At 43.8% G+C, this 22828-nt stretch carries 21 protein-coding genes and 2 tRNA genes; 16 read left to right on the top strand and 7 right to left on the bottom strand.

Annotated features, from left to right (window positions below; genetic code table 11):
- The first annotated feature begins 287 nt into the window (after positions 1–287).
- The 14 genes from tpiA to pnp all read left to right on the top strand — a co-directional run bounded on the left by tpiA (position 288) and on the right by pnp (position 14099).
- The gene (tpiA, locus tag JMY01_RS12545; RefSeq protein WP_201576315.1) at positions 288–1118 is read left to right on the top strand and encodes a triose-phosphate isomerase; all 831 of its coding nucleotides are present in this window, start codon (positions 288–290) and stop codon (positions 1116–1118) included.
- A gap of 240 nt (positions 1119–1358) precedes the next feature.
- The gene (gene secG, locus JMY01_RS12540) at positions 1359–1667 is read left to right on the top strand and encodes a preprotein translocase subunit SecG (RefSeq protein WP_201576312.1); all 309 of its coding nucleotides are present in this window, start codon (positions 1359–1361) and stop codon (positions 1665–1667) included.
- 243 nt (positions 1668–1910) lie between these two features.
- A tRNA-Leu gene (locus tag JMY01_RS12535) sits at positions 1911–1995 on the top strand.
- Positions 1996–2133: 138 nt separating this feature from the next.
- Positions 2134–2210, top strand: a tRNA-Met gene (locus JMY01_RS12530).
- Positions 2211–2681: 471 nt separating this feature from the next.
- Positions 2682–3182 (top strand): ribosome maturation factor RimP, encoded by a 501-nt coding sequence (gene rimP / locus JMY01_RS12525; RefSeq protein ID WP_201576309.1) that lies wholly within the window; start codon positions 2682–2684, stop codon positions 3180–3182.
- Positions 3183–3360: 178 nt separating this feature from the next.
- Positions 3361–4845: a transcription termination factor NusA gene (gene nusA / locus JMY01_RS12520; protein ID WP_201576306.1), complete on the top strand. Its 1485-nt coding sequence runs from the start codon at positions 3361–3363 to the stop codon at positions 4843–4845.
- A 190-nt stretch (positions 4846–5035) separates the two neighbouring features.
- On the top strand, positions 5036–7768 hold the full coding sequence (gene infB / locus JMY01_RS12515) for a translation initiation factor IF-2 (RefSeq protein WP_201576303.1): 2733 nt from the start codon (positions 5036–5038) through the stop codon (positions 7766–7768).
- Between the two features lie 160 nt (positions 7769–7928).
- Positions 7929–8318, top strand: a complete 390-nt coding sequence (locus JMY01_RS12510) for a ribosome-binding factor A (RefSeq protein ID WP_201576300.1) — start codon at positions 7929–7931, stop codon at positions 8316–8318.
- Positions 8319–8327: 9 nt separating this feature from the next.
- Positions 8328–9371, top strand: coding sequence for a tRNA pseudouridine(55) synthase TruB (gene truB, locus JMY01_RS12505; RefSeq protein WP_201576297.1), 1044 nt, complete (start codon positions 8328–8330; stop codon positions 9369–9371).
- Positions 9372–9731: 360 nt separating this feature from the next.
- Entirely contained in the window at positions 9732–10256 is a 525-nt protein-coding gene (locus tag JMY01_RS12500) for a type 1 glutamine amidotransferase domain-containing protein (protein WP_201576296.1), read from the top strand.
- A gap of 71 nt (positions 10257–10327) precedes the next feature.
- Positions 10328–10489 (top strand): hypothetical protein, encoded by a 162-nt coding sequence (locus JMY01_RS12495; RefSeq protein ID WP_201576295.1) that lies wholly within the window; start codon positions 10328–10330, stop codon positions 10487–10489.
- A gap of 110 nt (positions 10490–10599) precedes the next feature.
- Complete coding sequence (locus JMY01_RS12490) at positions 10600–10773, top strand: hypothetical protein (protein ID WP_201576294.1); 174 nt, start codon at positions 10600–10602, stop codon at positions 10771–10773.
- Between the two features lie 319 nt (positions 10774–11092).
- On the top strand, positions 11093–11359 hold the full coding sequence (rpsO, locus tag JMY01_RS12485) for a 30S ribosomal protein S15 (protein WP_201576293.1): 267 nt from the start codon (positions 11093–11095) through the stop codon (positions 11357–11359).
- A 625-nt stretch (positions 11360–11984) separates the two neighbouring features.
- Positions 11985–14099: a polyribonucleotide nucleotidyltransferase gene (pnp, locus tag JMY01_RS12480; RefSeq protein ID WP_201577645.1), complete on the top strand. Its 2115-nt coding sequence runs from the start codon at positions 11985–11987 to the stop codon at positions 14097–14099.
- A gap of 197 nt (positions 14100–14296) precedes the next feature.
- Here pnp and JMY01_RS12475 read toward each other — a convergent pair whose 3' ends face one another.
- Together JMY01_RS12475 and JMY01_RS12470 are read right to left on the bottom strand one after the other, a co-directional pair.
- Positions 14297–15190 carry a DMT family transporter gene (locus JMY01_RS12475; protein ID WP_201576284.1) on the bottom strand — a complete coding sequence of 298 codons (894 nt, stop codon included), beginning with the start codon at positions 15188–15190 and terminating at the stop codon, positions 14297–14299.
- A 14-nt stretch (positions 15191–15204) separates the two neighbouring features.
- Positions 15205–15909, bottom strand: a complete 705-nt coding sequence (locus JMY01_RS12470; protein ID WP_201576282.1) for an SDR family oxidoreductase — start codon at positions 15907–15909, stop codon at positions 15205–15207.
- Positions 15910–16019: 110 nt separating this feature from the next.
- Between JMY01_RS12470 and JMY01_RS12465 the strand changes: the two genes are divergently transcribed.
- Complete coding sequence (locus JMY01_RS12465) at positions 16020–16895, top strand: LysR substrate-binding domain-containing protein (protein ID WP_227677915.1); 876 nt, start codon at positions 16020–16022, stop codon at positions 16893–16895.
- A 229-nt stretch (positions 16896–17124) separates the two neighbouring features.
- A complete protein-coding gene (locus tag JMY01_RS12460; protein ID WP_201576276.1) occupies positions 17125–18045 on the top strand; it encodes a glutaminase in 921 nt (306 codons plus the stop codon).
- 85 nt (positions 18046–18130) lie between these two features.
- Here the strand turns inward: JMY01_RS12460 and JMY01_RS12455 are convergent, their stop codons facing one another.
- The 5 genes from JMY01_RS12455 to JMY01_RS12435 form a co-directional block, all read right to left on the bottom strand.
- Positions 18131–18685, bottom strand: a complete 555-nt coding sequence (locus tag JMY01_RS12455) for a hypothetical protein (protein WP_201576273.1) — start codon at positions 18683–18685, stop codon at positions 18131–18133.
- A 150-nt stretch (positions 18686–18835) separates the two neighbouring features.
- Positions 18836–19411: a hypothetical protein gene (locus JMY01_RS12450; protein WP_201576270.1), complete on the bottom strand. Its 576-nt coding sequence runs from the start codon at positions 19409–19411 to the stop codon at positions 18836–18838.
- Positions 19412–19439: 28 nt separating this feature from the next.
- Positions 19440–19982, bottom strand: a complete 543-nt coding sequence (locus JMY01_RS12445) for a hypothetical protein (RefSeq protein WP_201576267.1) — start codon at positions 19980–19982, stop codon at positions 19440–19442.
- A 133-nt stretch (positions 19983–20115) separates the two neighbouring features.
- Complete coding sequence (locus tag JMY01_RS12440) at positions 20116–20373, bottom strand: YheV family putative metal-binding protein (protein WP_201576265.1); 258 nt, start codon at positions 20371–20373, stop codon at positions 20116–20118.
- Positions 20373–22577: a M3 family metallopeptidase gene (locus JMY01_RS12435; RefSeq protein ID WP_201576263.1), complete on the bottom strand. Its 2205-nt coding sequence runs from the start codon at positions 22575–22577 to the stop codon at positions 20373–20375. The genes JMY01_RS12440 and JMY01_RS12435 overlap by 1 nt, the downstream gene beginning before the upstream one ends.
- Positions 22578–22828 lie beyond the last annotated feature (251 nt).

Genomic DNA, 22828 nt, shown 5'->3' with positions numbered 1-22828 from the left:
GTTGATTAATTACTTATACTCTAATTTATCTGAGCTGTTATAGTAAAACATGCAAGAATCATGACAGTTTGAGGTGACTGCTGTAGCAAATAAAATGCCATAAAAATAATTATTTAAGTCTTAGGTCACACTGAGCATTAATTAGTAGAGGCAGCTTAATGATAGACAGCGTAAAGGCAACGACTATAAGGTTGTTGCGCTATACTATAGCACTTGATGAATATTTGTTATACTTGACCGCATATTAGCCATCCTGGCAATGACAAATGATAGAAGGTAGATAAGCCATGCAAGCTTGGGTAATTGGAAATTGGAAACAAAATCCGGCAACGATTAGCGATGTAAATACATTAATAGAAGCATTATTAGCTGCTGTCGGCGATGACAAAGCTGATAATGACAAAGACAGCGCATTTGATCGTAGCAATGGCTGTCAGCTAATGGTGGCACCAAGCTGTATCCATCTTGCTGCTGTGAGTGAGCGTTTGAAAGATACGCCAATACTCACGGCCGCTCAGGACATCAGCGCTCACAGTGATAGCATTGGCGCTTATACTGGAGATTGCTCGGCACAGCAAGTAGCAGATGCTGGCGCGTCATGGAGCATATTAGGTCACTCTGAGCGTCGTCAATATCATCAAGAGTGCAATGACTTACTGGTACAAAAGTTAAGCAACGCCCTTACTCAGGATTTAGGCGTGATATTCTGTGTGGGTGAGACGCAAGCGCAGTATGATGAGCAGCAGACATTAGAAGTACTGGATGCACAGTTGGAAGTGATCAAAACCCTATTAGATGAGCAGGCGCATCTAGCCACATCGATAGCAAAGCACTTGATTGTTGCTTACGAGCCAGTCTGGGCGATTGGTACGGGCAAAGTTCCCACATTAGAAGAGGTCAGCGCAACTCATCAGCATATTAAACACACCCTAGCTGGATATGCTGAACCTTTGTCTCAGACTGCTGTATTATATGGCGGTAGTGTCAACGCAGACAATGCTGATAGCTTTGCCGCCAGCCCTGTGATAGATGGTGCATTGGTTGGTGGTGCCTCTTTAAAAGCTGATAGCTTTTTAGCGATTGCTGATGCTTTTGGCCGAGCCAAAAAATCGGGCTAAGTGCAGGCATTATGAATAAGTAACAAACCTTATATCTGATTGGCACAGGAAGTAACCTATAAAAAGTGCTGATAAGTTGCTAGAAGTGGGTTTAACAGTACCCTTGCAATCGTGTACAATGCGCCTTATTTACTGTAATGGTTTGATATAGATGGTTTAATCTGCATCAAACCATCTATATCAAACCCTGAGATTTAATTTTTCGTTATTAGTCGTCATTACACGGCAAAAGAGGCCACCATGTTTACGTTTATATTAGCCCTGCACATTATCGTGGCGATTGCCATGATTGGCTTGATCTTGATACAGCATGGTAAAGGAGCAGATGCAGGGGCTTCTTTTGGTGCCGGTTCTTCTGGTACGGTTTTTGGTGCTGCAGGTACGGCCAACTTTCTGACCCGTGCCACTGCTGTATTAACGGTGATCTTCTTTATCACCAGTATGACGCTCGCTGTGCAAGCTCGTGAACAAGCCGAAGACCAGTTTCGCTTAGATGCGCCTGTCTCAGCACCGCAGTCACCGCGTCCTTTAACGCAAAATCCTCAGTAAAAGTTGTGTACGGCTATCTTGCAAAAGTCGATGGTTAGACGGTTTAAAGGTTTTTTAGAGAGTAGTAAGCGCGTTCTTTGTAGTAGCCCTTGCTATTTTGGCGCGTAAGTCTTACAATACTTGCCTGTTTTTATGATGCTGGATTTAATGCCATTGTCTTCCTCAGGACATAAAGCAATACATTGCAGTAAAGCAAAATAAAAATAGTCTAGTAAAGAAGGTTGTAGTAAGACGTAACAACAAGCGATTGTGGTGGAATTGGTAGACACGCCATCTTGAGGGGGTGGTGGCGCAAGCTGTGGGGGTTCAAGTCCCCCCAATCGCACCAAGTTATATGTTACGTGATGCGTTATGCTGCACAGTGTTAAGTTGGTTATTGTAGATATGAGATTTCTAATTTAAAGTTTATTTTAAATAAAGATTGACAGGTCTATAAAACTCACATACAATGTGCATTCTAAATTGATGCGGGGTGGAGCAGTCTGGTAGCTCGTCGGGCTCATAACCCGAAGGTCGTTGGTTCAAATCCAGCCCCCGCTACCACTTTTAATACTGATTTTTGATACACTAAATTATCAGTGTAAATTAGCCCACCATTATGTTTGTGGGTTTTTTTGTATCTGATTGTCGGTGTTACCACGGTATCTATCCTACTTATGCTAAGCTCTACGCCCATAGTGTACGATAATATCGGTCACATGCGCAGTTATTTATGAGCGACATTGTCTGTTATTCTGCACTCCTTTAGTGATAATCTTGCTTTAAAAACACTTGCTTTAAAAAACAATAATAGCATTCATGGTTTGAGCTTGAGGTTCAAGGGTTGTACCCTCATATATAAATTCGTATGTACAAAACGGGTATGAGGTCTTGCTCAGCAAGTTGTCGCTATATCGACAAGCAAAGCAGCGAATATTGTGGCTAGCTATGCATAACTGATAAACAATACCAATAAACAATGCACGCATTACATTAAGTACGATAGATAAGTGAATAGGAAACGATAAATAGATTATGAAACTTTCGACCAAAGTTGCAGAGCTCACTAATATTATTGCCCCTGCGGTAGCTGCTTGTGATGTGGCACTATGGGGTATAGAATTTGCACCACAGGGCCGTCGCTCTTTGCTGCGTATTTATATTGAATCTTTACCTGAAGAAAAAGCACAAGACAAGCAAGTAACGATTGAAGACTGTGCTGCAGTTAACCATCAAGTTAGCGGTATTCTTGAGGTTCATGATCCCATTGCAGGTGAATATATTTTAGAAGTGTCCTCACCTGGTTTTGACAGAGTGTTTTTCTCAGATGAGCAAATGCTGGATTATGTGGGTCAAACGGTTAGCCTACGCTTGATACAAGCGATCGGGCAAGGCGATAAAAAGCGCCGAAAAGTGACGGGAAAACTGGATGGTATGGACTCTACGACTCTCAAACTAACGGCAACAGATGGCGAGCAGTTTGAGATTGCACTTAGTAATATTGATAAAGCTAACTTAGTTTTTGAAGATGCTTAGTGGTTGCTTAGACGCTTATTATAGTGTCAAGCATGCGTTGTGCTCACAACTAAATCAGTGTTGTTCATTGTTAGCTAATTAATTAATGAACTCACTTATAAATAGCACGTAATTTAACTTAGAAAATAACGCTAATACATAAATGACAAAATTTAAGCAAGTATAGGACAGGTATAGCATGAGTCGTGAAATCTTAACGGTAGTTGAAACCGTCAGTAATGAAAAGGGCTTAAATCCTGAAGATATCTTTGAAGCAATAGAAGAAGCTTTAGTGGTTTCGACCAAGAAAAAAGTATACACCGAACAGCCAGAAGTGGCAGTACGGGTAGCCATTGACCGCACGACTGGTGATTATGATACTTATCGTTACTGGACTGTCGTTGCAGACGAAGATCATGAGATGCCTGCTTGTCAGCTTGCTATTACTGACCTTGACCAAGAAGAATGGTCGATCGGTGATGTCAAAGAAGAGCAAATTGAGTCCATTGAATTTGGTCGTATTGCTGCTACGCAAGCCAAACAAGTCATCATCCAAAAAATCCGTGAAGCTGAGCGTGCGCTTGTAGCAGATGCTTTTGAGCCACGCATTGGCGAGATGATGTACGGCGAAGTCAAAAAACAAACCCGTGATGGCTATATCATTGATTTAGGTGATAATGCTGAAGGCTATTTGTCTCGCGACCACATGTTGCCGCGAGAGCAGCTGCGCGTTAAATCACGCATCAATGCTATCTTATATCATGTAAACCGTGAAAATCGCGGTGCACAATTGCTTTTATCACGTACTCATCCTGAAATGCTTTCAGCGCTTATGCAAAAAGAAGTGCCTGAGATTGCTGAAGAAATAATTGAAATTCGTAACGTCGCTCGCCTGCCGGGTACTCGTGCTAAAATATCAGTGAAGACCAACGATCATCGTATTGATCCCGTTGGTGCTTGTATTGGTATGCGTGGCACACGTATACAAGCGGTACAGCAAGAGCTTGATGGCGAACGCATTGATGTGGTGGTATGGTCAGATGATCCTGCACAATATATCATCAGTGCGCTTGAGCCTGCAGACGTTAGCAGCATTATCTTAGATGAAGATACGCACACAGCAGACATTGTATTCAGCACTAATGACCAGCTCGCACGTGCTATTGGCTCACAAGGCCAAAACGTACGTTTAGCGTCAGAGCTCACAGGTTATAAGCTAAACATGATGCTTGAAGAAGAGTATCAGCAACGTCAAGAAAATGAGACCAAAGTATTTGTTGAGCTTTTTTACGAGCGTCTAGAAGTAGATCAGGATCTAGCGCATGCTCTGGTTGACATTGGCTTTACCAGCATTGAAGAAGTTGCTTACGTACCTGTCGAAACTTTTTACGATATCGAAGGTTTAGATGACGAAGCGATTGATATGATTCAAGAGCGCGCAAAAGAAGTGGTCATCGCCGATGAACTGGTCAAACAACAAAACATGAAAGAGCCAAGTCAAGAACTGCAAGATCTTGAAGGTATGACTGTCAGCTGGGCCTATAAAATGGCACAAAAAGACATCGTTACTGTTGATGATCTAGCTGAGCAAGCGGTATTTGACTTAGAGGGTATCGAAGGCTTAGATGCTGAAACAGCAGGTCAGCTGATCATGAAAGCTCGGGAATCTTGGTTCAATGAATAGGTATTAGGAGCATATCACTGTCTTTTAGTGATATGCTATTAATAGTAAAGGGTCGATAAAAATCGTTATTTAGCATGCTAATATAATAATCAGCTATCATAAACAACGCGCGTATCAGCCCAAACCCAATCATTTGTAGCCAACAACTGAATTGAACATATAGCAAATAATAGACAGTAGGTGATAATAAATGGCAGATAAGACCGTCAAAGAACTGGCAGAAATGGTAGGCAAAACCGCTAGTGCTGTACAACAGCAATTGCAGGATGCTGGGCTGCCTGCGCGCGCAGAGGATGACATGGTCACCGAACGTGAGCAAGAGAAGCTGGTAGCGTATTTAAAACAAAGTCATGGCCAGCAGGAAAAGCGCCGTATTAGCCTCAAATCTAAGACGACAAGCACTGCGCGTGTGACTGGCTCTTCTGGTAAATCGAAGAGTGTCAATGTTGAAGTGCGCAAAAAGAAAGTTTTTGAAAAGCCTGATCCAGAGAAAATCGCTGCAGAATTAGCGGCTCGCGAAAAGGCCATGGTTGAGGCGCAAGCTCGTGCTGCTAAAGAAGCAGAAGAGCGTGCCGAAACGAAGAAAAAGTCAGAAGAACGTCAAGCAGCAACATTGGCTGCTATGCGTGCAAGTCTGGGCTCAGGTAAAAAGTCAGACGGCAAAAACGACGATGTCTCTACATCTGTGGTGGTCAAAAAAGGTGGCAAGGCTGCTGTTGAAGTCAAAACCAAAGAAAAAGAGAAAGAAAAGAAAAAAGTTGCACCTACTAAGCCAAAAGTGGAGACGGCAGCTGAGCGTAAAGCTCGCGAAGTGCGCGAAAAAGAAGAAGAGCGCCTACGTCAAATCGAAGCTGAAACACGCCGCGTCCAAGCTGAAGAAGCGCAAAAGCGCACCCTTGAGCAAATGCGCAAAATGGCTGGTAAATATACTGACCGTGAGCCTGTGGCTGAAGTTCGTAAGGACGAGCCGTTAGCTGAAGGTTTGGTTGGTGATGCTCTAGAAGAGTCATTTGAAAAAGAACGTCGTGAGATTAAGCGCGGTGCAAGTAGCACAGGTGCTCGTGGTCGTCGCCGTAAGAATCAAGATGAGCGTGAGTTCAAAAACCGTAAAAACGGTTTGCGTTCAACACAAGCGTCGCAGCATAAGTTCGAAAAACCTGTCGAAAAAATTGTTTATGATGTTGAGATCAGTGAGCAAATTACAGTAGCAGATCTTGCTCAGCGCATGGCTGTTAAAGCTCGTGAAGTGACCAAGTTACTCATGAAAATGGGTGAGATGGCTCGTGAGTCAGATACGATTGATCAAGCGACAGCGAGCTTAATCGTTGAAGAGATGGGTCACAATCCAGTACCAGTAAGTGATACCAAGGTCGAAGATGATCTGCAGGATGCTGTTGATGAGCGTAGCAGTAACGTGCAAACACGTCCACCAGTGGTGACCATCATGGGTCACGTTGACCATGGTAAAACTTCACTACTAGATAAAATCCGTGAGACCAAAGTTGCTACGGGTGAAGCTGGCGGTATTACTCAGCATATCGGTGCTTATCATGTGAAGACCGACCGAGGTGTTATTACTTTCCTTGATACTCCAGGTCACGCCGCCTTTAGTGCCATGCGTTCACGCGGTGCTCAGGCGACTGATATTGTGGTATTGGTCGTTGCAGCAGATGACGGTATGATGCCGCAAACTGAAGAAGCGATTGACCATGCGCGCGCTGCTGGTACGCCACTTATCGTTGCTATCAACAAGATGGATAAGCCAAGCGCAGATCCAGATCGCGTGTTGAACGAATTAACAGCGAAAGAAGTGGTATCAGAAGAGTGGGGCGGTGATACGCCAATGGCGCGTATCTCAGCTAAGACTGGTGATGGTATCGATGGCTTATTAGAACTTATTAGCTTACAAGCTGAGCTAATGGAGCTAGAAGCGCCATTAGACGGTGCTGCTCAAGGTGTGGTCATCGAATCAAAACTTGAAAAAGGCCGTGGTCCAGTCGTTAGCGTATTGGTCAAAAAGGGTACGCTAAAACAAGGCGACTTAGTATTGGCTGGTGAGCACTACGGTAAAGTCCGCGCCATGATTGATGAGCGTGGTCAGCGTATCAAAACAGCTGGTCCTTCTATTCCTGTTGAGATCTTGGGATTACCTGAGACGCCAGCGGCTGGTAGTGAGTTCCTAGTTGTCACCGATGAGAAAAAAGCACGTGAAGTGGCAGATTTCAGAACCAACCGTGAGCGTGAGCAGCAACTTGAGCGTCAGAACAAAATGCGCTTAGAAAGTATGTTTGAGCAGATGGGTCAAGGCGACGTGTCTTTCCTAAACATCGTTCTAAAAACAGACGTTCGTGGCTCGCTTGAAGCATTACTTGCGGCATTGAATGAGCTTTCTACTGACGAAGTCAAAGTGAGAGTTATTAGCTCAGGTGTGGGTCCTATCTCTGAATCTGACGTCACTCTTGCAGAGTCAAGTGAAGCAGTCTTATTAGGCTTTAACGTCCGTGCAGACAGTACCGCACGCCGTAAAGCAGACGCTGCTGATATGGATATTCGTTACTACAGCGTCATCTATGGCCTGATCGATGATGTCAAAGCAGCCATGAGTGGCATGCTGGCACCAGAGCATCGCGAGAAGATCTTGGGTATTGCTGAAGTCCGTGAAGTATTCCGTTCAAGCAAGTTTGGTGCAGCCGCTGGTTGTATGGTGGTTGAAGGTACTATCTATCGTAATAAACCAATCCGTGTACTGCGTGATGATCAAGTCATCTTTACTGGTCAGTTGCAGTCATTACGTCGCTATAAAGAAGACGTTAATGAAGTGCGCACTGGTATGGAATGTGGTTTGGCCGTCCGTGGATATGATGTTGAAGCAGGCGATAAGATCGAAGTCTTTGAAATCCAAGAGTTTGCACGTACTATCTAAGCGTATTGCTAAGTATGCTATATACTTAGCAAGTTGATCTTAGATTAACGTCATAACCGTGTACTGAGGTCTAACAGGTTCATCCTGCTAGGCCTTTTTTATCGTATATTTGTACCATCAGATACTATTGATTCATTAATATTAAAAACAGGAAAACAATATGAGCCAACGTTTACAACGCTTAGCCGATCAGATTCAGCGTGAGCTAGCCGTTCTTATTCGTGATGAAGTGAACGACCCACGCCTGACAGGCTTTGTCACTATCTCTAGTGTTAAGGTGAGTCCAGACTTAGGTTACGCAGATATTTACGTGACCATCATGGAACCTGAGCTGAACGATGCTATGACTAAGAGTAGTCATGAGCAAAGTGTGCAAGTCCTTAATAAAGCGGCAGGTTTTTTGCGTACTGAGCTCAGCCACAGCCTAAAAACACGTACCACTCCACGTCTACGCTTTCATTATGATGAAGTAACCGCTCGTGGTAACTATATGATGGACTTGATCAGTCAGGCCGTCACAAAAACTGAGCAAAACGAAGCAGACGAGTAATTTTCCATTATGTCGATATCTCCAGTTAAACAAAGAGTCTCGGGTGTCATTTTAGTAGACAAACCCATAGGCATGACTTCACAACAGGTGGTGTCAAAAGTTAAGTATCTGTTTAAGTCACCCATACATGACAGCAAAAAAGCAGGTCATACAGGGACGCTCGATCCCATGGCGACAGGACTATTACCTGTCTGTTTGGGTGAGGCAACTAAGTTTAGCCACTATCAGCTTGATGCTGACAAATCTTATCAAGCAACTATTTTGCTGGGTCAGCAGACGGATACTGGTGATGCAGATGGGCAGGTAACTGCGCAAGCGGCTGTACCAGAGCTCAACGAAGCGCTTTTGGACAGTATCGCTCAGCAGTTCTCAGGGGCTCAGCAGCAAACTCCCCCCATGTATTCTGCCTTGAAAAAAGACGGAAAGAAGCTTTACGATTATGCGCGTGCTGGTATCGAGATTGAACGTGCAGCTAGAGATATCGTCATTAAGGATATCTCTTTAATACTGGTCAATGCACAGCAACTGCAGCTAACCGTCACCTGTACTAAAGGCACTTATGTACGTGTATTGGCAGAAGATATTGCCAAAGCGTTGGGTACATTAGGCCATTTAATTGCTTTACGCCGTCTAAAAACAGGTAAGTTTTTGATAGATGATGCCATTACTTTACCGCAGCTAGAGGCGTTGACATTGGAAGATCGCCTGTCGCAGCTACTGTCCATAGATGCCTGTGTTGATATCGAACCAAAACTTACTTTGGACGCTGAGCAGTGTGCACGGGTGAGGCAAGGTCAGCGACTAAACGTCATTAATCAATTGACAGATAGCTTGCAAAATTATATCTCAACCACTGTTGCCCAAGAGCTAGCAACTGCTGAAAACACTAATCAACAAAGCAGCACGACTGATGAGGAAACTGCTGATAGTCAGCCAGTGTTACATGAGGTGCCTGTCGATATTCGTCTGGTTGATGAGCAAGGGCAATTCATTGGCTTAGGTGCAGTCAGTTTGAACGGTCGCTTACAACCTAAAAAGTTAATTCAATTATAGCTTATGACTAAGGTCTAGGCGTTACTATCGCTAACAGTTTGGAAGCATTTATCCTAACTCACTAAGTTTGGGTATAACTTACGGGCTCATTACATTAATCACATATCGTCACATTTTATTGCAGGTTTCGCCTATGGTGAAACCTGCTTTTTTTGTACAGTGGTTAAGTCAGCTAGAGGAAGCTGGATAAAAATAATAATAACTAACTACAATAATTACCTATAACAAAAAAATCTCAGAGGAAGTCTTACCGATAACTTATGAAGAATAAACATCCATAAAATAAAAATTAAGAACAAATTAAGCTATAAAAAAAGAGTTGCATACAACCTATGTTTCTATAACAAGAGAAGGGATATTATGAAAACAATTGCTTTTTTATTACATAATAACTTTGAACAAGCAGAGTATGAAGACGTCAATGACCAATTGAAAGCCAAAGGTTACAAGACAGTACTGATCACCACTAATGAAGAAAAAGACGTCCAAGCGATGAATCAGGACGTCAATAAAGGTGCTACCTTCACTGCTGACATCTTTGCAAAAGACGCAAACGTTGCTGACTATGATGCCTTAGTTTTACCAGGTGGCACGGTGAACGCTGACACCATACGTGGTAACGAAGAGGCTCATAATATAGTAAACGCGATCAATGATGCTGGTAAGCCGTTAGCTGTCATTTGCCATGCGCCTTGGATTCTTATTAACACAGGTATCGCTAAAGGCAAAACGCTTACGGCTTATCATTCACTACAGTTGGATCTAGAAAATGCTGGTGCAAACTTTGTAGACAAAACCGTACAAGTAGACGGTAATTTGATTACTTCGCGTAATCCAGATGATATTAATAATTTTGTAGCAGCTATAGATAAAGCCTTATCATAATTTAAAAAAATTAACACCTCACGCTTACTTACAACCCACCATCAATCATGACAACAAAAAAGGAAAAAACTATGACACAGCCTAATCCCAATGATACTAAGTTTGAACAGCAGAAGTCTGAATCAGAGATTTCATCACTAAAAAATCAAACTGAAGACAATTATGATAAAGATACAGACGCTGCTGCAGAGCGTATTGCAGACAACTTAGAAGAAGCTAAAAAAGATAAGTAATATCGATCGGTTGATACTGACCAAATAGCTTCGATACAATAGTAATCAGATAGGTGCTAGCTGATATGGCTAGGGCTTATCTTTATTAAATTCATAAAAGGGAAGATATTATGGACAAGTCAAAACAAGATATGGATGCGCAAGAACAAAAAATACAAAAATTAGCAGAAGACATCAATCCTAGTGAAGACTCAGTGCCTGATAGTGTCGCTGAAGCAACGACAGTGCCGTTAGATGATGATGCACTTGGCGGTAACGCTACTGAAGACGACGTCAAAAAGTGACACTAAAAAATAAAATTAAATAAGCTTTAAATCGATATGGCGCTTACTTAAGCCATGCTTTCAAAACTGTTGAAACTAATCGTGAAAACTGCTGTTAGTTCAGCAGTTTTTTGTTATAATCGCTGCCACGCTAATAGCAGAAACTGCTAAGCTCAAACACTGTGCTCACTGTCCACTAGGTCAACTCTAGTAATGCAGGGTTGTCCCGAATGACAGGTGAGCTATTTTATTTATTCTATGGTTTCAAAGGTGCTTAACTATGTTGAGAAAACATGGCTTGAGCGAGCATTGAAACTTTTAGCATTGCCGGAGAAAATTTATGCTAACTAATACTGATCGCGAACAAATCATTGCCCAATACAAGCGCAGCGAAAATGACACAGGTTCACCTGAAGTTCAAATCGCTCTACTAAGCGCGCGTATCAATGATCTACAAGACCATTTTAAAGCTCATAAAGCTGACCACCATAGCCGCCGCGGTCTTATCCGTATGGTTAATACACGCCGTAAGCTACTAGACTACCTAAAAGGTAAAGATCTTGGTCGTTATAGCACCATTATTAGCCAGTTAGGCCTACGTCGTTAATTTAACGATCGTTGATAGATAAGAGCCAAGTGAGGTTGCTGCAGCTTTGCTTAATAGACCAACTTGCTATTATCTATCTAAAATATGAGTTTTATAAAAACGGTGTGGAATAGTTTCACGCCGTTTTTTTATGCAAGTTCGTTCTCTCTTAGAGTCGATATCAAGTCAAAGTCAGGTCAAAAACAAATTTTTGCATCTACTGTTAAAGAGTAAATGAATTTGAGCTAGTTTTGCAATTAATTGGTCAATACTCATAAATCACTGTAAAATAGTGCACTATTAAGTTTTTAAGGTTACCTGCTGTTTATGGTGTGAGTATTATGCCTGCTTGATAAGCATTGGTAGCGCCAAACGATATGGGTAACATTGAGATTTGTGCATTTTTTATCAGCAGTAATCACAATGATCGGTGATAAGGGATCAGTGATAAAAAGCTGAATGTAGAACAATCAAGAAGAAACAAAAGTACGACCAATAAATGTGTGCTCAAGAGCAAAGTGTGCAAGCCGGACTTGCAAGCCTCACTAAGCACACAACAGAATTTTTAACGACAGATATCGTGCATTATATGGCTGATATCAATTTCGTCATTCATCATTAGGAAAATTATATGACAGCTCCAACAATGTTTAATACCATTAAGCGTGAATTCCAATACGGCGACCAAAAAGTCGTGCTAGAAACTGGCCGCGTCGCTCGCCAAGCCAACTCTATCATGGTACATATGGGCGGTGTCACCGTACTAGTAGCAGCCGTAGTAAAGTCAGAAGCCCGCGAGGGACAAAACTTCTTTCCATTGACTGTCAACTATCAAGAAAAAATGTATGCTGCGGGTAAAATCCCAGGTGCTTACGGTAAACGTGAAGGCCGTGCCAGTGAGTTTGAAACGTTAACGTCGCGTCTAATCGACCGTCCGATTCGTCCATTATTCCCTGAAGGCTACCTTAACGAGATTCAAATCACGGCTACCGTTGTTTCATCAGATAAGACTCAACATGCCGATATCGCAGCACTGATAGGCGCCTCAGCAGCGCTTGCTATCTCTGATGCACCATTCAATGGTCCTGTCGCTGCCGCACGTGTTGGCTTTATCAATGGTGAATACGTCCTAAACCCAACGCTTGAGCAGCTCAAAGAAAGCGATCTTGATTTGGTAGTTGCCGGTACAAAGTCTGCAGTACTTATGGTTGAATCTGAAGCAGCTGAGCTATCAGAAGACCAAATGCTAGGCGCAGTACTATATGGCCATGAGCAGCAGCAAATCGTCATTGACAATATTATTTCAATGGCAGAAGAAGTTGGCACTGCAAAGCAAGAGTTCACTGCTCCTAAGCATGATGAAACGCTTGAAAACAACATGAAAGAGCAGTTCGGTGCACAGGTTGCTGACGCTTATACCACTACTGATAAGCAAGAGCGCTACTCTAAGCTTGACGAAATCAAGCAAGCTGCTATCGATGCGTTAGCCGGTGATCCAGAGTCAGAAACCTACAGTGATACTGTGGCTGAGCTAAAAGAGATCTATAACGATCTTAAGTACCGTACCGTGCGTGATAATATCCTATCTGGTAAGCCACGTATTGATGGTCGTGATCTTGAGACCGTTCGTGCGATAGACGTACAAGTTGGTGTCCTACCATATACTCATGGTTCAGCGCTATTTACTCGCGGTGAGACGCAAGCATTGGTGACCACCACGCTTGGTAACAGCCGTGATGTGAATATGATTGACTCGCTAGCGGGCACTATTCGTGATCATTTCATGCTGCATTATAACTTCCCGCATTTCTCAGTCGGTGAGACTGGCCGTGAAGGCATTCCAAAACGTCGTGAAATCGGTCATGGCCGTCTAGCACGCCGTGGGGTACAAGCGATGCTACCGGACAGCGAACGCTTCCCATATGTCATCCGTGTGGTCTCAGAAATCACTGAGTCAAATGGTTCATCTTCTATGGCGTCTGTTTGCGGTGCAAGCTTGGCATTGATGGATGCAGGTGTCCCAATCAAAGCACCAGTTGCTGGTATTGCGATGGGCTTGGTTAAAGAAGGCGAGCGCTTTGCGGTCTTATCAGACATCTTAGGTGATGAAGATCATCTTGGTGATATGGACTTTAAAGTTGCGGGTTCTAAAGACGGTATCACTGCGCTACAGATGGATATCAAAATCGAAGGTATTACTTCAGACATCATGGAGCAAGCGCTTAAGCAAGCTCATGCTGGTCGTATCCATATCTTAGAAGCAATGAATAAAGTATTGCCAGAGAGCCGTACAGAAATCAACGCTCATGCCCCGAACTATGCGGTTATCGAAATCAACCCTGATAAGATTCGCGACGTCATCGGTAAAGGCGGCGCGATGATTCGTCAGCTAACGGAAGAGACTGGTGCAGTCATCGATATCGACGATGCTGGTACGATTCGTATCTTTGGTGAAAACAAAGCCGCGACGAAAGCCGCTATTGGTAAAATTGAAGCATTAACGGCTGAAGTTGAAGTCGGCAAAACCTATGAAGGTACGGTTGCTCGTATCGTAGACTTCGGTGCGTTCGTTAACGTCTTGCCAAATACTGACGGCTTAGTACATATCTCACAAATCGCAGAAGAGCGCGTAGAGAATGTATCAGACTATCTAAAAGAAGGTCAGACGGTCAATGTCTTCGTCCAAGACGTCGATAACCGTGGTCGCATTAAGCTGACTATGAAAGGTATCGAGCAGGGTTCAAACTCAACTGCTGAATAATTAGTTTTGCTTGATATAAAAAACCGCCTTGAGTTGATGCTCAAGGCGGTTTTTTTGGTCTGTTAGATAATTGGAAGGTGGTTTTGACTTATAGTGTTGGGTATCGCAGTTTTACCTAGTATGTAGGCTGTTTAGGGTAACGTTTATTATAAGAATAAACAGTAACTCTTAATATCTCTGACACTCTAATCGTTAACCTATGTTTTATTGACTGGCGCTACTTTCTTTCTGCCTGTCTGAATGAGCAGCACGCCACACAAAATAAGTAGTAAGGCGATAATTTCTACATAAGTAATAGACTCTCCTATGATTGCACCAATGACTACAGCAACAATAGGCGCAATGTACGTCGCACCAGCGGCACGCACAGAGCCTAAAGTCTCGATGATAAAGTAGTAAATTAAAAAAGCGGCGCCCGTTCCTAATATACCAAGTCCTAGTACAGTTCCCCACAGTGCTTGGGCATCTGTCGCTATATGAGTAATACCATCAAAATCAATGAGCACGGCAAGCGTCATCACCGCAATACCAGTCTGCCACGTGGCTAATGCCAATGGCGGTAGCTTTAGATGCGATAAAAAACGACGTACGTATACGAATGATGCGCCAACACTCAAAGAACCAGCAAGCATCCATAAAACACCTATAAGGGATATATTCATGCTGCCTTGCCATGGACATGCACTTAATGCGATACCAGCAAATCCTAAGGCAACCCCTAGCGCCATCTGTTTGGTAGGTTTCTCATCTGGCAAAAAAATCGCTGCCCCTACAAAAGTAAATATCGGTATTGAGCCACTTAATAACCCCGCGATACTACTGGGTAACAATGCAGTACCAGCAATAAACCCATAATAATAAAAGGACGTTGCGAGCACAGACATAACGATCAAATGCGGTAAATATGCAAGTTGCTCCCGAGTAATGACCTTACTACGCCATGCGATTAACGCTAAAGGTATAAACCCAAACAACACTCGTAGAAACACAGTTTGAGAAGGCGTTATTAAAGCGGTAGCCCACTTCATAAAAATGAAGTTGGACCCCCAAATCACACCAAGTAATATTAGCGCTGTATAGGCTCTAAACATAGCACTACCCTTTATCAAACAGAGTGCGTCACACCGCCATCCACGCGTATGCTCTGGCCCGTAATATATCCAGCGCTCTCTGATAATAAAAAGGCAATCGTTGCAGCGACCTCCTCAGCTTCCCCATAACGTTGCATTGGTACCTGATCGCGGCGCTCATCAACTTCAGGTAAGCTATCGATCCAACCAGGTAAAACATTATTAATGCGAATGCCTTGTGACGCATAATCATCGGAGAAAATCTTAGTAAAAGCACCCAGACTGGCTCGAAACGCTGTCGAGGTTGGGAAAGTTGCTGTCGGCTCTGATACCCAAGTCGTGGAAATATTGACAATAGCGCCACTGCCTTGTGTCACCATGATCGGAGTAACGAGGCGAATCGGACGAACCGCACTGAGAAAATAAACCTCCATACCTTGATGCCAGTCCTCATCGGTGATCTCTAAAATAGGCGCACGTGGACCGTGACCAGCAGAATTCACCAGTGCATCAATACGGCCCCATTTCTCCATTGCTAAGTCAACTAAGCGCTGTACATCAGCATCTACCAAGTTAGAACCCGTGACACCGACACCGCCTAGCTCTTTTGCTAATGCTTCACCTCTGCCTGAGGACGATAAGATAGCCACCTTATAACCGTCCTGAGCAAGCTTACGAGCTGCCGCCGCACCCATACCTGAGCCACCTGCCATAATAAGCGCAACTTTTTCTTTAGTCATGATTTTCTCCATCAGTGATTGGTTTATCTATCATAACTAATGGTTGCAGATATCTCGCATGATATTAAAAGATGCTAGACTGTAGAAAATCTATTGTCTAAGAGGTGGTTGTGCTAAATGCTCATCGTGCTTTACCCTCTTTGAATGCATTACGTGCATTTGAAGCGGCGGGGCGTCATTTGAATTTTCGTGCGGCTGCCGATGAGCTGTTTGTGACCCAAGGAGCGGTCGCTCAGCAAATACGTATATTAGAAGAGTACATGGGGTTTGCTCTGTTTCAAAGGCTGCCAAAGGGAGTTGCTCTTACCAGTCAAGGCGCAATCTACTTTGCAGAAGTCACACGAGCGTTTGAGATTTTAAAAAAAGCCACCACTCAAATACTCAAAGAACCTCAGGCGGTGACCATTAGTGTGACACCTACGTTTGCTACTAAGCTGTTACTGCCCAATCTTTCAGCCCTATCCACCGCTATTCCTGACGTTGACTTACGTACTGTCGCTACTGAATCTATTGCAGATTTCGACCGTGATCAGGTAGATATAGCGGTACGGCTTACCCGTCCACCATTTCCTATCTCTTTTGATACGCAGTTATTGTTCAAACAAAAACTGGTAGCCGTTGCTAACCCTTACTTTGTCGCTGATATCACGCTTCCTATGTCACTCAAGCAATTAAAAGCGATGCCATTACTGCATGATTCACATAGTCATTGGCCACGTTTTCTTAGCACGACAGATAAGCTGCCAGGCGCCGTATTTAACCAAACTGCGCTGGCTTTAGATGCTGCTTTGGCAGGACAAGGGGTTGCGATTGCTTGTCAGGCTTTCGTGCAAGCGGATTTGTCTGCGGGGCGTTTGGTACAAGTCAGTGAATTAGATTTAACCGTTGAGCCTGATTACTACCTTATTCGTAAACTCACATCGGTGTCACGACCTGCTGTAGATGCGGTATGGGAATGGTTTATTAAAAACTTGGTTATTGGTTGATAGTTCTGTAATAACTATAACCCCATAGGAACCACCAAAAAATACTTAATAAACAATAAATAATAACAAAACATAAGAATTTTAATCGTTATTATTTATAAGATCTCTTTATTCACAGTGGAATATCAAAGCGATAAACAAAATATTTCCTACTCTATCTCTATCCCATGCATTCAGTTAAACTCATTATTACCCAACAACGCAGTAGAACTACGGTTACACCACTATTATGCAGCAGATTCTAGACGACATTGCCGCCCAGATGGCTCTTGAAACCGAGCGTGGAAAAGTGGCGGATTACATCCCGCAACTGGCTCATATAGACCCAAACCAGTTTGGTATTGCCGTCGCCACACCTGATGGGCAGGTATATGCAGCAGGGGATGCGAGCACTCTGTTTTCCATACAAAGTATCTCCAAAGTGTTTACCTTAACCATCGCCCTTGGCAAGTTAGGGAATGCGCTTTGGACACACGTTGGTCGTGAGCCATCTGGCGACCCCTTTAACTCCATCACCATACTGGAGTATGAATCTGGTCGACCGCGAAACCCCTTTATCAATGCTGGGGCGATTGCAGTGGTAGATGCGATTATGATGGGGCATGAGCCAAGAGAAATACTGGGGGAGATTCTGCAATTTGTGCACTTTGTGGCAGACGATGAATCAATCCGTTTTGACCATAAAGTGGCTGCATCGGAAATGGAGCATAGAGACCGAAACGCAGCGTTAGCACACTTTATGAAATCCTTTGGTCATCTCAAGCACGATGTGGATAAAGTATTAGGTGTTTATTTTCATCAATGTTCGATTGCGATGAATTGCCAGCAATTAGCCCGTGCCGGCCTATTTTTAGTATCTAATGGTGTCAATCAACATACAGGGATCAGGGTCATCAATCCACAGCGGTCTAGGCGTATTAACTCGCTGATGATGATGTGCGGTCATTACGATGGCTCTGGAGAGTTTGCCTATCGTGTCGGCTTGCCAGGTAAAAGTGGGGTAGGTGGCGGTATTTTGACGATAGCGCCGGGTAAAGGATCTATCGCGGTTTGGTCGCCAGGACTTGATCCTGTAGGCAACTCCAAACTGGGGCTAAAAGCATTAGAGCTGCTAGTAGAACAAACGGGCTGGTCTGTTTTTTCGGATTAGAGGCAATAAAAAATCCAATGCCAAACGCTTACTTCAAACGTCTAACATTGGATTAATGACACTACAAACTAGTTGGTGAGATTTTCTATTCCTGATCTAGTTTATCAATCATACCTTGATACTTTTCTTTTCTGCTAACAATCTTAGCGCGTTCTTCTTCTACGTTGGCTATGAGCTTTTTGGCGACTTCGACACTCTTGTCAAAGGCTGCCAGCTCCATATCTACCACAGCTATCAACCTTTGCAGAGTCATCGCCGCGGCTTTTTCTGTGACACCATTAGTAATGCCCGTAGCTTCGGACATAAAGTCTTCTCTAAGCTTGGACGCCCACTGGAACATACCAGCCATCGTCATACCAGATGCATCGTCTTGTTCTGACTTATCTTTTTTGTTAGCGTCTTCATCTTTTTTTTGATCAGATTTACTATCTTTATCGGACTTGTCGTCTTTGTTAGATTTATTATCTTTTTTAGATTCATGTTCTTTGCTAGAGTCATCGGTATCATAGTTATGATCAGCGTTATAATCGTCAAAATCACCGTCTTCGTACACGACGGTATCGTCTTTTACGACCTCTACCGCTGTCACCGCATCATTTTCTTTCTTAGTGCTTTTATTGTTTGAAGTGTTGTTTGACATAATTGATTATCCTGTTTGAAGTTCTAAGTAAGAGATATCTACGCTCGATAATCTTCATACTCGATACTAGGCCGAAGTGATTTTTTAGTCAATGTGTCGACATAAATATACCTATTAAGACCTACAGGAAAAAACATTTGAATAGAAGGTTTAGTGGGTGTAAGAAGAGATGCTATTGGGCAGATGAATATCTATTCGAAGCTTAGGGAGATCTTGTAGTTGCCGAGTCAGCAAGGGCAGGGTGTCAGCATGCCAATCTAAGGGCACTGAGTTTGATGAGTCGAGAGCATCGGTCGCATCAGCTTGTAGGGTATGGTAAGAAATGAGAGGGCGTGCCAGTAGTGCAACCCTGCGGATGCCTTGATAGCGTATAAGAGGCATGAGCTGTTGCTGCAAATCAATCAATGAGGCGTTTAGCCAACGAGCTCGCGTTGGGTGATAAGGGTGGTCAGATGTGACAAGATTAGCAATATAACTGGGTTGGTTGCCATTACTGCTGATACCAAGACCGGCGTGCTCAAGTGTACGTTTGTGCAGTAAGCAGCTGCCGACTTTTAAGCTATTATCACGACAGGCGCGATAATAGCGCTGATGGTTGTCAGGGAATAAAGTTTTTGTGCGCATGAGCACAGGATCTAAGAGGATGCCTGCTGTGTTTACTGGCAACACCAGTATTTGCGCACTGCTATTCAATATAGGAGTATGGGTAAGCTCTACAGTTGCCATCGTACATACTCCTTTTGATAGCATGGCATCACTCAGCGTTAGCTTCAGCTTGTTTGCTTGCTTCAAGCTGAGCAATTTGCTGCTCAAGCAAGGCGATTTGCTCAGCTTTCATATCCGTTAGCTGTTTATTCATAGCGATTTGTTCAGCTGCCAGTTTTTCTTGTTCGGCTAAGCGTTTACGCTCATCCTCTAAGCGATCAATCTCTTCTTTGGCTAGGCTATCGGTTTCTGGCAATGGCGCATTTAAAATAGCTGCAGCCTCAGGAAGCTGCAAGTCAATCATGTCGCTACCATCATCGACTACAACGCTACTGTCAATACTGTTGGTATCACCGATGGTGTCTGTATTCTCTGTCATGGCAGCAGACTGTGCAGCTTGAGTTTGCTGAGTTTCCGTTGGTGTCTCTTCTGTCGTTGCTGGTGAGCTCGGCAGCGGACGTGGCCAAACAAAGTAACCAATCACGATTATTAGTAATAAAATTATTAGGGCAATTAGCCCTTTTGAGCCAACGCCTGCTGACTCGGACTTCGAGGTTTTGGTCAAAATAGGACGGGGTTTTTTGGAAGACATACCATGGCCAATATAGGTTGGAAACAAGGTTCTATACTATAGCAAACCCCACAACAAAAACCTATCTGTTGATAGGTTAGTGGTCGTTCTGAGACTATAGTATAGAAATTATCCGCGGTACGAATAGAGCTGACTACGTTTTAAACTTCACAGTGCCGCTGGTACCTGTGGTCATTGCATCCCGAGTAAGCTGATCTTCGAGATGGTTTTTGGCACTGATCGCGTCAGGATCAGGGCGGCGTTCGCTGTGGTCGCACTGAGTACACTCAATGTACTCATCAGGCTCAGGCGTGACCACAGTTATCTGTACGACTGCATCTAAGGCCTGGCATTTTGGACAGCGTACGCCAGCCAAAAACTGCCGTTTCGGACGGTTGGACTGATAACGCATTAGCTGACCTCGCGATTTGATGGGGTGTTAGCTGCCTCAGCGCTTATTATGTCGCTAAAGCCACTGTGACGCAGCAGAGCATCGATACTGGCACTACGGCCGCGGAAATTCTCAAAGTTAGTTTTTGCCGGTAAGCTGCCGCCAACCGATAAAATGGTATCGCGGAAGGCTTTACCAGTGATGGGGTTAAAGATACCGTCTTCTTCAAACTTACTAAAGGCATCTGCAGACAACAGCTCCGCCCACTTATAGGAGTAATAACCTGCCGCATAGCCACCAGCAAAAATATGACTAAAACCATTCGCAAAACGGTTGTAATCTGGCGTTTCCATAATAGCGATATCACTGCGTACTGTATTTAGCGTGTCGAGAATGCCTTCATAATCAAGCGCTGGCGTGTGAGCATGAATGAGTAAGTCAAACAGCGCAAACTCAATTTGACGCAGTGTCTGCATGCCACTTTGAAAGTTTTTAGCGGCAAGCAAGGCATCAAGTTTGGCTTTTGGTAGAGGCTCACCCGTCTCGACATGACTGCTAATGAGTGCAATGCCATCGCTCTCCCATGCCCAGTTCTCCATAAATTGACTGGGTAACTCGACTGCATCCCACTCAACGCCATTGACACCAGCGACATCACCGACAGTCACTTGAGTGAGTAAATGATGCAGACCATGACCGAACTCATGAAACAAGGTTAATACTTCATCATGTGTCAGCAAGCTTGGCTTACCGTCTAATGCTGGCGTAAAGTTACCCACCATAAAGCAGACTGGCAGTTGCTGATAGTTTGATTCGTCATGACGATAGCGCGCTTGGAAACCGCTCATCCACGCGCCGCCACGCTTGCCGCTACGCGCAAATAAATCAAAGTAAAAACCACCGAGCAATGTATCGTTTGCATCAAACAGTTGGTAAAAACGGACATCATCATGCCAGCGTGACACTGTTTGGGCTTTATTCGTGGCAGCTGCTTCATCATTTTGTTCGCGAACCTTAATACCATAGAGACGTTCGACAATGTCAAAAAGGCCGTCGATGACTTTTGGTAATGGGAAGTAAGGACGAATGGCTTCTTGCGATAAGCTGAACTTATTTTGTTTTACTTTTTCGGCAATATAAGCACTGTCCCATGGCTGCAGCTCGGTAATGCCATAATCACGGGCACACTCTTGTAGCTGTGCCAAATCCTCTTTGGCAGTAGGTGTCGCTTTGGCGGCTAAACTGCGCAAAAACGCTTCAACCTCGGATACGCTGTCTGCCATTTTGGTTGATAGAGACACTTCAGCATAATTCTTAAAGCCTAGTAGATGTGCTTTTTGTTCACGCAACTGCAGGATCTGACTCATGATGTCAGCGTTATTGAGCGACTCACCTTTGGCATTGGTATGAGTATCAAACTCTGAAGCGCGGGTGACATAGGCGCGGTATAGAGTCTCGCGTAGCTGGCGGTCATCTGCATGGGTCATCACTGCTAGATATACGGGGATATTCAAACTTGCGACATAATAAGGCGTTGGTAGTGCATCAATCTCAGCTTGTGTGAGTGTACCGTTAGCAAGCTCTCGAGCTTTATATTGCTTGCCCGCATCTGCCAGAAGTGCAAGTCCACTTTCAGTCAAACCCGCCAGTTGATCGGACTTTAAGGGTAGGGCAAACGCTTGCGTGGCATCTAAAATATGGTCAGAGAAGGTTGCCGATAAGGTTGAGAGCTTACTTTGAATCTCAGCAAAGGTGTCTTGCTCGGCTTTAGGTAACGCCACCCCTGATAGCTCAAAGCTTTGCAGTGCCAACTCAATAGCACGTGCGCGCGCAGGTTCAAGCGCTGCAAAAAAGTTTTTGTCATTGACGATGGCTTGATAACGACTGAATAGCGGTTGGTGCTGACCGACACGCGTGCCATAGGCTGAGAGTTTAGGTAGCAGCTCGTGATGTACATGACGAATCTCATCATTACTCATCACACTATTCAAATGCGACAAAATACCCCAGCTGCGATCCAACGCCAGATTGATATGGTCAAAGGCAATCACATCGTCTAACGCTTGCTGAGTGCCCATATCTGATGTTTTTGTATCTTCAGATAATGTTAGCTCATCTAAAAAGGCGTTGGCCTGATCGATGTCTTGATTGACTTTTACCTTCAAATCGTTTGGCTCTGTAGCGGTAAAGTCAACAAGGTGTAAATTTGAATCAAGTGCAGTCATATGGGTATCCAATGGTAATAAGTGTACAGTTATAAAATATCTATTATCTAAAATTGTGTAATAGTTGATTTTTTAAGCGTTTGCTTTATTTATAGAGTGAGTTAAATGGCTTTTGTTCTAGTTATAGCTTTAATACTTTAAACGAGGTTATCTAAAAGATGGGTATGGCATGATAGAAATACAACCCAGAGACTGGTGGAGTCGCTTTCTCGTTTATCTTACTGTGTTTGTTAATAAGTATGTAGGGAGTC

The organism is Psychrobacter sp. H8-1 (assembly GCF_904846575.1).
Lineage (GTDB): Bacteria > Pseudomonadota > Gammaproteobacteria > Pseudomonadales > Moraxellaceae > Psychrobacter > Psychrobacter fulvigenes.
This window is presented reverse-complemented; position numbering and strand designations above follow the sequence as displayed.